Origin of the sequence: Shewanella sp. JNE2, assembly GCF_023159115.1 — a bacterium.
GTDB classification, from domain to species: Bacteria; Pseudomonadota; Gammaproteobacteria; order Enterobacterales; family Shewanellaceae; genus Shewanella; species Shewanella putrefaciens.
In genome coordinates, this window is the sequence record NZ_CP096169.1 from 394327 (window position 1) to 406891 (window position 12565).

Annotated in this window: 11 protein-coding genes and 1 pseudogene; 8 read left to right on the plus strand and 4 right to left on the minus strand. The window is 44.9% G+C overall.

What is annotated here, in order from left to right; genetic code table 11:
• The first annotated feature begins 73 nt into the window (after positions 1 to 73).
• The 3 genes and pseudogenes from MZ182_RS01870 to MZ182_RS01880 all read left to right on the plus strand — a co-directional run bounded on the left by MZ182_RS01870 (position 74) and on the right by MZ182_RS01880 (position 2733).
• Positions 74 to 1411: a coproporphyrinogen III oxidase family protein gene (locus MZ182_RS01870; RefSeq protein WP_248068982.1), complete on the plus strand. Its 1338-nt coding sequence runs from the start codon at positions 74 to 76 to the stop codon at positions 1409 to 1411.
• A gap of 113 nt (positions 1412 to 1524) precedes the next feature.
• A pseudogene (locus tag MZ182_RS01875) lies at positions 1525 to 1745 on the plus strand (helix-hairpin-helix domain-containing protein).
• Between the two features lie 46 nt (positions 1746 to 1791).
• The gene (locus MZ182_RS01880) at positions 1792 to 2733 is read left to right on the plus strand and encodes a DUF4424 domain-containing protein (RefSeq protein ID WP_248068979.1); all 942 of its coding nucleotides are present in this window, start codon (positions 1792 to 1794) and stop codon (positions 2731 to 2733) included.
• A gap of 53 nt (positions 2734 to 2786) precedes the next feature.
• On the opposite strand, the gene MZ182_RS01885 is transcribed toward MZ182_RS01880, so the two are convergent.
• Positions 2787 to 4787 carry a ligand-gated channel protein gene (locus MZ182_RS01885; protein WP_248068976.1) on the minus strand — a complete coding sequence of 667 codons (2001 nt, stop codon included), beginning with the start codon at positions 4785 to 4787 and terminating at the stop codon, positions 2787 to 2789.
• A gap of 124 nt (positions 4788 to 4911) precedes the next feature.
• Between MZ182_RS01885 and MZ182_RS01890 the strand changes: the two genes are divergently transcribed.
• Positions 4912 to 5883 carry a LysR family transcriptional regulator gene (locus MZ182_RS01890; RefSeq protein WP_248068973.1) on the plus strand — a complete coding sequence of 324 codons (972 nt, stop codon included), beginning with the start codon at positions 4912 to 4914 and terminating at the stop codon, positions 5881 to 5883.
• Positions 5884 to 6014: 131 nt separating this feature from the next.
• Positions 6015 to 6884, plus strand: a complete 870-nt coding sequence (locus MZ182_RS01895) for a patatin family protein (RefSeq protein ID WP_248068971.1) — start codon at positions 6015 to 6017, stop codon at positions 6882 to 6884.
• Here the strand turns inward: MZ182_RS01895 and MZ182_RS01900 are convergent.
• Positions 6881 to 7822: a LysR family transcriptional regulator gene (locus MZ182_RS01900; RefSeq protein ID WP_014609699.1), complete on the minus strand. Its 942-nt coding sequence runs from the start codon at positions 7820 to 7822 to the stop codon at positions 6881 to 6883. The two genes, MZ182_RS01895 and MZ182_RS01900, sit on opposite strands and share 4 nt — an antisense overlap.
• A 55-nt stretch (positions 7823 to 7877) precedes the next feature.
• A complete protein-coding gene (locus MZ182_RS01905) occupies positions 7878 to 8735 on the minus strand; it encodes a DMT family transporter (protein WP_248068968.1) in 858 nt (285 codons plus the stop codon).
• 194 nt (positions 8736 to 8929) lie between these two features.
• Between MZ182_RS01905 and trmL the strand changes: the two genes are divergently transcribed.
• From trmL to MZ182_RS01920, 3 genes are all read left to right on the plus strand, one after another.
• Positions 8930 to 9394, plus strand: a complete 465-nt coding sequence (gene trmL, locus MZ182_RS01910; RefSeq protein ID WP_011787831.1) for a tRNA (uridine(34)/cytosine(34)/5-carboxymethylaminomethyluridine(34)-2'-O)-methyltransferase TrmL — start codon at positions 8930 to 8932, stop codon at positions 9392 to 9394.
• A gap of 663 nt (positions 9395 to 10057) precedes the next feature.
• A complete protein-coding gene (locus MZ182_RS01915) occupies positions 10058 to 10555 on the plus strand; it encodes an SMI1/KNR4 family protein (protein ID WP_248068965.1) in 498 nt (165 codons plus the stop codon).
• A 137-nt stretch (positions 10556 to 10692) separates the two neighbouring features.
• Positions 10693 to 11124, plus strand: coding sequence for a hypothetical protein (locus tag MZ182_RS01920; protein ID WP_011787833.1), 432 nt, complete (start codon positions 10693 to 10695; stop codon positions 11122 to 11124).
• 730 nt (positions 11125 to 11854) lie between these two features.
• Here MZ182_RS01920 and MZ182_RS01925 read toward each other — a convergent pair.
• Positions 11855 to 12406: a hypothetical protein gene (locus MZ182_RS01925; RefSeq protein ID WP_248068963.1), complete on the minus strand. Its 552-nt coding sequence runs from the start codon at positions 12404 to 12406 to the stop codon at positions 11855 to 11857.
• Positions 12407 to 12565 lie beyond the last annotated feature (159 nt).

Here is a 12565-nt window from a genome sequence, read left to right on the forward strand (position 1 = left end):
TTGCGCTAGGTGGTCGTGAATTACCTAAAGCTATTTCGGTGTTTACGGTTAGCACTCTCAGATAGGAATCGTTATGTCATCAGTTATTCAAACGCTCAACGGCGCTATCGCAACGCCTTATCAAGCGAATATTACCGTCCCTAACTGGATGCTCGGCTCGATGGAACGGGTCATGCAGTACTATGTCGATAAGAATCTTCGCTTAGATACCTTGTCGGCAGAGATGATGCCTGCACCTGTTGAGGGCAAAAAATACATGTTGTATGCTCATGTTCCATTTTGCCATACCCTGTGCTCTTACTGTACCTTCCACCGTTTTATGTTTAAGGAAGACAAGGCGCGTGCTTACTTCATCTCATTACGGAAAGAGATGGAAATGGTCAAAGCCCTCGGCTATGACTTTGAATCTATGTACATTGGTGGCGGAACCACCACAGTATTAGAAGACGAATTAGCCTGCACCATAGAACACGCTAAAACCCTATTTCCTAGCATTAAAGAAGTCTCATGTGAGTCCGATCCGCAGCATTTAGACAGCCCAGGCTTTAAGCAACTCAAAGGCTTAGTGGATCGCATGTCTATCGGCGTGCAAAGCTTTAATGACGATATTTTAAAAATGACCGACCGACTCGATAAATTCGGTACGGGTCAGCAAACCTTCGACAAGATCATGGGCGCCAAAGAGTTGTTCCCTATTATCAACGTCGACCTGATTTTTGGTTTCCGCGGCCAAACTGATGAAGTGATCCAACACGATCTCGACATGGCATCGCGCTTAGATCCAAGACAAATTACCACCTATCCGCTGATGATCACTCATCAAACCCGTAAGAGCGTTAAAGGCAAATTAGCGGCGCCGCAAGCGGATATGGCAAACCAATATCGCCAGATCTTAAACAGCCTCAATGGTCAATATAATCAGTTATCTGCATGGGCATTTGGTAAAGCGAATGACGAAGGTTTTGATGAGTATGTGATCGACTACGATGAGTATTTAGGGGTCGGCTCAGGTTCATTTAGCTTTTTGAATGACACGCTTTATGTGAACACTTTCTCGCTACGTAAGTACCAAGAGCGTATTGCAGCGGGTCAAATGGGTGTCGAGCAACAAAAGAACTACAGTAAAAAAGACGTGATGCAATATCGCTTTTTGCTGGGTATGTTCTCTGGCCGTTTATCGCGTAAATATTTCCGCGAAACCTTTGGCGTCAATTTAGATACTGCCTTATTTAAAGAAATGACGTCAATGAAACTCATTGGTGCGATTAAAAATGACCCAACGGATCCCGACAATCTGATCGTAACCGATAACGGCAAGATGATGGGGCTATTGATGATGAAAGAGTTCTACGCAGGTATGGATAACGTACGCGCTCAATTGCGTAAACCACTCAAACCTTGCGATATGTAAGCACAGTTAACCACTAAAGGCCCTTTATGGGCCTTTTTGTTAGTGTGATTTCAGTTTATTCTTGCCACAACTCTCGCATGAGCCACTTACCCAGTAATAAAGGAGTATTCGTTATGGGTTTTAATGAACAAGAAAAACAAGCCTTATTGGCACTCAAAGGCGTTGGCCCGACAGTAATTAAACGCTTCGAAGAAATTGGCATCAGCTCGCCCAACACGAAGTGGATGATATTGCTAACTTAGTCGCCAGCATGCTGCGCACTACTTGCTGGAAAAATAGCCCACAAGCGCGAAATGCGATAAGTGCGGCCATCGACCTCGCCCGCGCGCAATAATCGTTTCCCATTGATACTAAAACATCCAACTAGAGTTAAGAAGTTCATGTCAGCACACTTAGCCATACCCCTTTTTGCTATAGTTTTACTCGTCTACGGAGAAACAGCCTCTGCCAACGATAGCAGTTTTGGCGATGCTAATGGCTCTATTACCTTGAAATATCAGCCTAATATCAGTATGGATAAAGAGTCCCTCTTCATCAGCGAGACCGAAGTCAGGGTCGATTATGTGTTTACCAACACCAGTTCGCATGATCTTATCGTTCCCATCGCCTTCCCCATGCCACCGATGTTTTTTGGCTCCGCCGATCACAGCAGCATTGATAACTTCACCCTTAAAGTGAATGGCAAAACCCAGCCAACTCAGCACAGGCTGGTTGCCCAACTCGCCGATAAAACCGATATTTCAACCGAGTTGAAACAGCTTGGCTGGGGTGTAGATGAAGTCGCTTACTTTGCCGAATATGCCGAAGTCCCCAAGGGTAAATCCGCGCTCCCCAAGCAATGGTTGGATGAGAACCAACAAATCGCCTTTACCCTAAGTGATTACTTTGTGTGGGAACAAACTTTTCCCGCGGGTAAATCTGTCGCTATCAGCCATAGCTACACGCCAAGCCTCTCAACAGGTATCCCCGATACTGCCAGTAGTATTATTGATACTTACACTGAACTGGCCTGTTTAGATGAAAGTGCAAAGCAAGGCATTAGGAAGCGCAACCTTATCGTTAAACAAGACGGTGAAGATCAGGAGATTGGCGTGGAATGGAGCCACCTTAGCTATATTTTGGTCACGGCTAATAACTGGCAAGGGCCGATTAAGGACTTCAAACTCATCCTAAAAAAATCCCAGCCCACAAATCTCATTAGCTTGTGTTTTGATGGCGAGCTCAAAAAAACCGATCCACTCACCTTTGAATTCCAGCAAAAACAGTTCACGCCAAAGCAAGATCTTAGCATCCTGTTTATTCGTAAACCGAATTTTGAATAATCAAAAAAGAAGCCAGCATGTAGCTGGCTTCTTTATAACTCACTATTTTCAATTTAAAAACTATAGGTCATACCTAACCAATAACGGCGGCCATCTTCAATATAACCGTATTCTTCTTGGGTAATTTCCTTATCGAAGGCGTTATAGATACCCGCGCTAAATTTCAGGCTATCGTTCAACTGATAGTTAGCCCCCAAATCCAGCAGAGTGTAAGAAGGTGCGATTAAACTGCTCGATGAGGGGCCTGTCGTCGGTTGGCTCTCTTCGCCACGGTAGTTCACTCTCAGCCAAGTGCTTAAATTATCAATAGGTTCGTAGTTGAAAGACGCTTGGATCAAATGCTTAGGCAATTGATTCAATGGGCTACCTTTATAAGCACCTGTCTTTTGCTCTGAGTCCGTATAGGTATAGTTCCCCGTCAAACTCAAGTTTGAGCGAATGCGATAGTCGATACTCAGTTCAATCCCTTGGGTCACTGCTTCGTCAATATTCACATAGGTTGTAGGATCGGAACCAAATTGATTTGGGCCTTCAGTGCATTGAGTCGCAGGGCAGGCTACGCGGGTTATTTTGTCCTTAAACTCGTTATAGAATACACCTGCACTGGCGGTAATGCTTTCGGTCAGATCTGAATATAAACCAAGCTCATAGTTGACGGAGGTCTCTGGTTCAAGATCCGGATTACCGTACATATTGCCGCCACGGCTGACTTGTCCCCAGTCGGGTACTGTCTGGCGCAAACTCGGCGCCCTAAAGCCCGTTGGCACACCGCCCTTTAAGGTGGTGCTGTCGGTTAATCCCCACACCCCATAAACGCGCGGACTGACATGATTACCAAAGTTTTCATCGTCATCCAAACGCAGACCCATGGTCAGAGCAAAGTTATCGACAATGCGCCATTCATCCTCAGAAAATACCGACCACTGTTTGCGACTAATATCGGTTAAGTCACTCACTTGGTTACCTGTTTCGTCAGTGAGATCTTGATGATTGAATGCTGCGCCAAAGGTCGCTGTATGACTTTGGCCTAAGGTTGTGATTAGGCTAGATTGCGCATCCGTGTTAGTGATTTTCATCTTACGGGATTTATTGTCATATTCCTCATGCTTTATATAAGTATCGGAAGTACCAAAGTCCCAACGACCAGTATGGGAAAGTGAGAAAGTGCTATTTTCATATTCAGTGGTAGAGGAGGCTGGGCAACCATTACGGCCACAGCTTGCACCTGGTGCTAAAGGTGCAACGGTTTTGCCTAAGCTACTGTCGAGTTCTTGGTTAGAGGTACCAACTTCGAACATGATATCGTGATTTTCATTGGGCGTGAGCGCAAATCTCGCGGTCAAGTTAGTCGCATCGCGGCCACGATAACCTCCGTAAATATTATCTTCTTCACGCTGAGTATATTGACCATAAAGTTGCATCCCTAGCAGATCTTTGATCAAGCCACCGTTAACAAAAAAGTTACCTTGATACACATTTCCCGAGTCTGATTTTTCCTGCAGAGTTGTGTCAAGTCGCAGTTCACCTTGCCACTCGTTCGGCACTTTGCGGGTGATAATGTTGATCACACCACCAATGGCATCCGAACCATAAAGTGATGACATAGGGCCGCGGACAATTTCAATTCTATCAATAGCAGCCAATGGTGGTGTCCAAGCGCCTTCGACACCAGGACCATCGCTGTTAGTCCGTGTCTCGCGCGAGGATTGACGTTTACCATCCACTAAAATTAACGTGTATTGACTACCCATGCCACGCAGACTGATATCCTGACGATCCGCACCGCCCGTAATTACCACGCCAGGCACTTCTAACATGGCATCGGTTAAGTCGCGGTAGAAGCGGTTATCCAGATCCTCACGGGTGATCACGCTGATAGAAGCTGGCGCATCGCGAATTTGCTGTTCAAATCCCGAGGCGGTCACCACGATTCTTTCCATCATCTTTTCTTTATCAGGCGCGGTATCCGCAAGGGCATTTGTCACAGGTATTGTGGGTAACAAACATAAAACACTAATTACTTGGGCGAGATACTTCTTACGACTCAACAACATAACCAACAAGTCTCCATAGAGAACATTTTGCAAATGAGAACAATTTTCAATACGGAAATGTATTCCTATGTTACAATTGACTCAAGTTAGAATTTGGGTAATCACTTTTAAGAGTTACTTAAGAATGAATAAAAACATGATCAAGGGGATGATCGTTTTTGCGACTATTGCGGAAAAGGGATCGATGAGTGCCGCTGCGCAGCAATTAAATCTCAGCTCGTCTGCGGTAAGTCAGCAAGTGACCAAGCTCGAAATGGATATGGGGATAAGTCTATTTCACCGAAATACCCGCAACCTCACGCTCACCGAGGCAGGCAGTTTGTTCTATGAGAATTGCCGCAAAGTGATCAGTATCGTTGATAGCACAGAGCAAAAACTTAATAACTTAAAAGGTATTCCTTCTGGAGAATTGAAGATTGCGGCGCCTGTAGGATTTGGTGGTGGTTTATTAAGTGAACCTTTTCAGTATTTACTTGCAACTCATCCACAAATAAGTTTGAACCTCGTTATGCAGGATGGGCCCATAGATATAGTCAACGACGGTATCGATCTGGCGATTTGCATTGGTCCACTCTCAGACTCAAACTTAATTGCCCGTCACTTAGCCGATTGGCGTATGTTGCTCTGTACCTCACCTGATTACTTGCCTATGCATCATAATATCAAGCATCCATCTGAATTAGCGGCATTTAATCGAATCAATCACAATTACACTAAAGGCGAACTTTTAACCCATCATCCTAGTCTTGAGTGTTTTGAGCTCACGGGGCAGCGGATCAGCGTTAACAATATGCAGACCTTAATCCAGCTTACGCTTGATGGGTTAGGATATGCCGCCTTACCCGAACCTGAAGTGCTTGATTATCTTGATAAAGGTGTATTAGTCCCCTTGTTACCCGAATGGTCATTCAATACTTACAGTGTTTACAGTGTGACATCTGCACGGGATAGGCAGCCTGCTAAAGTCAAAGAAGCCTTAAACGCGCTCAGCCAATATTTTAGTCAAACTGATTTTAACCATGCCGATCAATTGAAAGGTGGGAGTTATCAAACAGAGCATATTAAAAGTGGTAAAGAGCACAGGTTAGTCGCTTAGCCTATTCGTTATGATGAGAGTGTAAGTTTTGTCACTATGTTGCCAGCGAAGGTGTAGAGTTTGCACATTCATTTCTTACTCAAGCTGGGGTATTCTGCTGATATGAATCAATAAAAAGATGTACCCAATAGATGAAAGATGTGGCCTTAGTATTAGAAGGTGGCGGCCTCAGAGCCATTTATACCGCAGGTGTATTAGACGCGTTTCTACAGCAGTCACTCAACTTTAGTTATGTGATTGGTGTGTCGGCGGGGGCGATTTATCCTGCATCCTATGTGTCACGTCAATTTGGCCGTAATCTCCAAATCCAGCAGCAATATCTTAATGACAAACGCTATATGGGCGTTCGTCATTGGCTGGCGACAGGCAACTATGTCAACACTGACTTTACCTACCGTCGTATGGCTTATGAGTTGCTGCCATTTGATTTTAAGACATTTTTAAAGAGTGACACTGAATTTAAAGTAGGGGCTTTTAACTGCAACACAGGCAAAACGGATTACTTTAGCAGAGTAGATTTTAGCTGCCATGATAAATTATTGGATGTACTTATTGCCTCCTCTAGCCTGCCTTTTATGTCTAAACCCTGCGTAATCAACCACAATCCTTACCTTGATGGTGGGATTGCTGAACCTATACCTGTGCTGCAGGCTCAAAAAGACGGTTATTCTCGCCAAGTAGTGATCTTGACTCAAGATCAGCACTACCAAAAATCACCCATGAAAATGAATTGGTTAGCGCGCAAAACCTATAAACGCTATCCCGCAGTTGCCCATGCATTAAGCGAGCGCCATCGAGTTTACAACCGCGCGTTACTCGATATCGACCAAGCCGTTATCGCGGGTAAAGCCTTTGTGATCCGTCCCGACAAGCCACTTAATTTATCAAGACTTGATCGTAATATTGATAAAGTGACCGCTGTTTATCAGCAAGGGCTTACCGATGGGAATGCTATTCTGCCCACCTTGCTCACTTGGCTAGTGAAGCCTGAAGGTGGCTAAGTTTGAGGCGAGTGTGATTGATGCACTCGATTGATAATCAACTCTCGCAGCCATTTATGGCTTAAGTCGTGTTCGAAGTGTTTGTGCCACATCAATAAATACGCACCGGGGATCAGCTTGATGGGTGATGGTAAAGACTGAAGCTCAAAAGACTTCATCACAGCCAAGGCATACCGCGAAGGTGCACAGAGGATCAAATCGCTCTGTTCACACAGGGTGAGAGCACTCTGAAAGTCGGTCATATTCACGGCAATATCCCGTTTACGGCCCTCGAGTTGCAACACATCATCCAGCAACCAATGCTCTAAACCACCAAAAGCCACTTGCAGATGGCGATAACTCAAGAAGGTGTCTAAATTCCATTCTTGTGTTAACGCCGGATGATCACGGCGCATCAAACACACGGGATAATCCTGCACTAACTCAACATGGCATAAGTCATCGGGAATATTATTCACATGCATGGGCGAACGCTCATCCCACTCGCGGCAACCTATGGCTAAGTCGATGTCGCAGCGCAGTAATTTGTCCATAGTATCGAGTCGCCATGTTTGGCAATTGAGACTCACACCGGGCGCTTGGGTAAGCAACATGGGCATAAAATGGGGAAAGGTCAGCGAATAGGTGGTTTCGACCAAATGCATTCTAAATTGACGTTGGCTCAAGGCGGGTTCAAAGGTGTTGGGGCGAGTAAATTGCGCCAGCTGCTGTAAGCATTGGCGCAACTCAGGCGCGAGTGACAAGGCCTTGGGCGTCGGTTTTAGGCCATAGGCGGTACGCTCAAATAAAGGATCGTCAAACACTTCCCTCAGACGTGTGAGCTGCTTACTCACCGCCGATTGGCTCAAATGCAACCGAGCAGCAGCGGCGGTCACGCTTTGTTCCTCAAGTAGGATTTCGAGTACGGGCAATAAATTCAGATCCAAACGTTTTAGCATCTATGCCTCATTCGTACCAAAATAATGACTAGGGTTGCTAGGGTTGCTAGGGTTGCTAGGGTTGCACTTTTTTAAATGGATTTAACCTTAAATTCTGCGGCAACTTCATCAATAACAGTGACAATAAAATCACCGCTATTCCCATCCATTGACGCATATCTAAAGTTTCACCCACAATTAATACGCCTAATGATACGGCAACTACTGGATTGACTAAAGCCATCATGCCCATGATTTCTGGACCTAAGTTTCGCATCGACCACAGCCAAGCCCAATAGGCAACGGCGGTGTTAGCAATCACTAACCATATCAGCGACGGCACCAAAGTCATACTCGGTAGCTGCGGTGGCCCTGCCATAAACCAAGCCAGTGGGATCAGCATCAAGCCGCCCAATAATAGCTGCCACGCGGTCAGTACTAAAAAGTCACCCACATCCCACTTTTGCATCCAGCGAGAAGAAAAAGCGATTAAAGTGGTGGCACTCAGCATGCAAAGTACACCGATAGGATCGAGATCCGCCGACGGGTTAAGCAGTAAAATGACTCCACCGAGCCCCATCAAACCTAATAGTAACCACTTTATTCCTGGCCTTTTTTTATCAATAAGCCAAGCCAGCATTAAGAAGATGAGTGGCAGCGTCGCCCCTAAGGTTCCCGCCACTGCGCCCGGCAAACGATAAGCTCCGATAAATAGCAAAGCGAAGAAAGCGCCGATATTACAAAAAGCGAGCAAACCAAGCTTTGACCACACCAGCGTTGGCAAACGAGGACGCAGCATTAACATTAATATCCCCGCAGGCAAGGCGCGCCACACGGCCACCCAGTAGGGCGACATATCATGTAAGTAGAGACTCACTAACGCATAGGTAGTCCCCCAAAATACAGGAGCGAGTAACGCAATCACAAAGGGCATAATGGCTTCTTAAAAAGTATCTTGATATTGAGATATGTTACTTTGAGATAATAAAGCAGGCAAGCCTTGAGATAACAATTCCACCTATTTACAACCTCTATTGTATGACCTGAGCCAAATCCACTCACAACAGACACTGCGTTTGTGCGCCGTTTGCCGTATAATCGGGCGTCATTTTTTACAGGCGAGCCAGTATGTTCCATATCGCACTCTATGAGCCAGAAATCGCACCTAACACAGGTAATATCATTCGCCTTTGCGCAAACAATGGCTGCCAGCTCCATTTGATTGAGCCATTAGGTTTTGATCTAGAAGAGAAAAAGCTACGCCGCGCGGGTTTGGACTATGCAGACTTAACCAATGTGACTCGCCATAAAGATTTCGATGCCTTTCTTGAAGCGATGACAGGCAAGCGCATTATGGCCTGTACCACTAAGGGGAGTCGCCCGCATACTGAGCTGAGTTTTGCCAAGGATGATGTGCTGTTATTTGGCCCTGAGACCCGTGGTTTGCCGATGGCGATTATCGAGTCAATTCCGACCGAGCAAAGATTGCGTATTCCCATGGCGGCAACGAGTCGTAGTTTGAACCTTTCTAATGCGGTGGCCATTATCAGCTACGAAGCATGGCGCCAACTCGGTTTTGAAGGTGCAATTTAATGCTTAGGGATACTTATTTGGATTAATCTAGAGTTAACCTGTCAATATTCAAATCACGATGCGATTAGATCCGACAGGTTACTTTAATTCCATTCGACCCCAAAGCAAGACAGCTGAATCGTATATTGTGTTATGTGCATTGCCACTGTTTCCCCAGTGACACGCCGCCCATTTCTTTCAAAATAAGTATCCCTGAGGCTCGGCGGCGGCATCTGCTGCATATGGAAGTGCGAATGTCGCGATCACATGATGTGAAAGAGCGGCCATGCCGCCAACGGTCACTGTTGCAACAGTAGCAATCTTAACTACCCCCTTAACTGTTCGTTTAGCTAAAAAGGTATTGCCCATTCCTTGTTAGCAAAGTGGCATCTAGCTCACTTCAACATCAGTATGTTGACTCAATTTTAGTAATGCTACAGGGCTCTGGTCTAATCAGTATTATCCAACCGCAATTACATTAGCAGATGAGAAAATGTGGTATGAGTGTTAGCCTGAATACGAGGCCAAAATGCTGTCAATCAAGGTAAATAATGAGTCAGACGTGAGCGTAAAAGAATGAGAAAGCTAAAACAATATCAAGTGATTAACCATGAAACAGTATAAAAAACCGCTACCGCAAAAATGCAAATTCCTATAGCATCATTTGTACCAATTGACCTGTATGTGGCAGTTGCCAAGTCCAACAAGCGATTTATGCCCTGCAAACAGCGCATAATTACGAAGATGTTACGCATCATGAGCAAATATCGAGATAAATTCGAATATCCGGAAAATCCAGCAAGTGCTGAAGAAATTCAGGCTCTTGAGAAATGGTTAGGAACAGATCTTCCTAGTGAGTATAAGAAGTTCTTGCTTGAAACTAATGGGGCTGAAACTCCGATTGGCGTGCAAGAACCAGATGACTCAGTTGTGCTCTGGAGCGCTAAAGAGATTTCCGAATTAACAGAAGCCTATTGCTACGAGCAATACTTGCCTGGGTTGGTTGCTATTGGTTCAGATGGTGGGGGAGAGTCAATTGTCTTCGATACCACACATAATATAAGCTCAGAAGACTGGCCAGTTTATAGGGTACCTTTCGGCGATTTAACTAAAGAGTCTATGGTATTGTTGGCGGCAAATTTCAATGAGTGGGTTTCCAGTGGTTATTCACTCAAGTTCTAAAATGTTTAACAAGGCCAGTCAATCTGACCTCCGTAAACTGCCTTTTTTGCAAAAAGACGTAAAAAAGTTTTTAATTCACTCCGGCAGTTGTTGGCGGCGTTAGGACAAACCAAGAATCGACTCAGGCGTAACTGCTAATGAACATCGAAGCATTGATTGAACAAATAGAGAATACTGACTGGCTAAGCCAAGCTGAGCACATCTTAGCGATTTCTCAATTACAAATTGAATGGGATTGGTTGCCGAGCAGCAGAGATCAATCCGATCCTTTCGAAGGAACATATCCAACTAAACCAGACGAACAGCTCTACGACAAAGAGGCTGAGAAAGTGGTTTATAAAGCCGCGTTGAAATCGTTGCGAAGCGTTGGGAAGACTCATCCTAAACTTGTCGATGGCCCTCATAACTACACAGAGGCAATGAAAGGTAGCGCGCTGTTCGCTTGTAGACATGCAGCCAAAGAGGTCCTTTCTAATCAGCCAGGAAAGTGGGTAGCAATCTTAGCATTATATCATACCGGTGTGTGGCCATGTGGTATAACCCAAACTGGGGAATTGGTTATCCTATAAAAGCAATGAAGACAATAAAATATAAGTTAAGACAGAAATAACTCGATGATCAATAGCTATACCAAATCAAGCATTGTTGCACCAGTGACCTTCTAAAACGCATGCGGAAACATTACTCATTACTCTTTTTGAGTTGCCGTCACGAATCAAATCTATGAAAGCTACTAACTAGTGGTTCAAATAGCTCGCGTTGCTCACAGGAATGGGCTAGAGCGTAGGTTAAGACATAGAAATTCTTATCCGAAAACCTCAAATTAGGATTAACAATCTAGCTCATTTATGTCCACAAACGAGTCACATATCTACTTTAAAGCAAACAGGTTACACCGATATTAAATAGGTGAGCCATGGTGATTGGCGAGACGACCGTCCGCACCATGGCCGCTCTTTGGCGTCCATGCCATCGCGGCATTTGTGAATCCTTTCACATCAGATGGGGCGGCCCTGCATCCACGGATGATGGGATGGACACCTTTTGTGAAGTACTTGCTGCATGTCGGTGAGTGAACACCATGGCAAGTCTGCGTTAGTAGATATCAGTCAACGAATACACGGGGTCAGTGTAAACGAATCTGGTCGCCATAACTTACCTAATGCTATTACCCACCTTTAGTGCATAAAATCTAACGCTTTTTTGTCCCGAAGTGAGTTGTGTGGTGTCAAGTAGAGATTGTACGATTAAGTCGTACTACATAATCAAAACTGCCAGTTCGTGTATGAGTGAGTACACTTATTGGGATGGCGTCACAGGCGTCATCTCTATCCCACGAAAAAGCTGATAGCGATCAACATCATCATCTAAATATTGAATATTCTGTGTCCATTGCCAAGCATTATGTTGGCTAGAGGAGGGCTGGGTTTGAAAGTACAACTGGATCAATGCAGAACGGGCATTTACTACGCCTTCCCCCAGTAAGGAATAATCCCCATTTTTACGATATAAACTAAAAACTTGCTGTTTTTCCTGTGATATACCATCGTAGTATGTCAGAAGTACTTGTTCGCCTTGCTCTCTAAACCACCACGTTTCACTGTAAGGGGCCCTTGTTCCGACACTGACGGATAGGATCAACTGCCGCTGATCGTGGGAGCATAAACCTGTTGTGGTGACTTTTCGTGGTATTTCACCCACTTTAGCCGCATCGCCAGTCCACTGACCAACAAATTGAGCGCAAAATTCATTAAAGCTGATTTTAGTCGCTACGGCCGAAAAAGGCGTTACTACGCTGAGCGTAATGCCCCACAGACAATACCGTTTTAATAGGTTTATTTTATTCTGCATATTTTCACCTATCTGCAATGTCGGATTAGATTAGCGTTAAATTTAATCATAAACAAATGCTTAGCCGTCTTTATGTTGGTTGATGCTGAAGTGCTACTCGCGGACAAATTATCACAATGGCAGTCGAGGTTGACGAGCCAAATTTACAGATGGTTACAC

What these genes read in the sequence shown, in the direction of transcription:
- MZ182_RS01870 (WP_248068982.1), top strand. Translation starts at nt 74, where the DNA reads ATGTCATCAGTTATTCAAACGCTCAACGGCGCTATCGCAACGCCTTAT.
- MZ182_RS01880 (WP_248068979.1), top strand. Translation starts at nt 1,792, where the DNA reads ATGTCAGCACACTTAGCCATACCCCTTTTTGCTATAGTTTTACTCGTC.
- MZ182_RS01885 (WP_248068976.1), bottom strand. Translation starts at nt 4,787, where the DNA reads ATGTTGTTGAGTCGTAAGAAGTATCTCGCCCAAGTAATTAGTGTTTTA.
- MZ182_RS01890 (WP_248068973.1), top strand. Translation starts at nt 4,912, where the DNA reads ATGAATAAAAACATGATCAAGGGGATGATCGTTTTTGCGACTATTGCG.
- MZ182_RS01895 (WP_248068971.1), top strand. Translation starts at nt 6,015, where the DNA reads ATGAAAGATGTGGCCTTAGTATTAGAAGGTGGCGGCCTCAGAGCCATT.
- MZ182_RS01900 (WP_014609699.1), bottom strand. Translation starts at nt 7,822, where the DNA reads ATGCTAAAACGTTTGGATCTGAATTTATTGCCCGTACTCGAAATCCTA.
- MZ182_RS01905 (WP_248068968.1), bottom strand. Translation starts at nt 8,735, where the DNA reads ATGCCCTTTGTGATTGCGTTACTCGCTCCTGTATTTTGGGGGACTACC.
- trmL (WP_011787831.1), top strand. Translation starts at nt 8,930, where the DNA reads ATGTTCCATATCGCACTCTATGAGCCAGAAATCGCACCTAACACAGGT.
- MZ182_RS01920 (WP_011787833.1), top strand. Translation starts at nt 10,693, where the DNA reads ATGAACATCGAAGCATTGATTGAACAAATAGAGAATACTGACTGGCTA.
- MZ182_RS01925 (WP_248068963.1), bottom strand. Translation starts at nt 12,406, where the DNA reads ATGCAGAATAAAATAAACCTATTAAAACGGTATTGTCTGTGGGGCATT.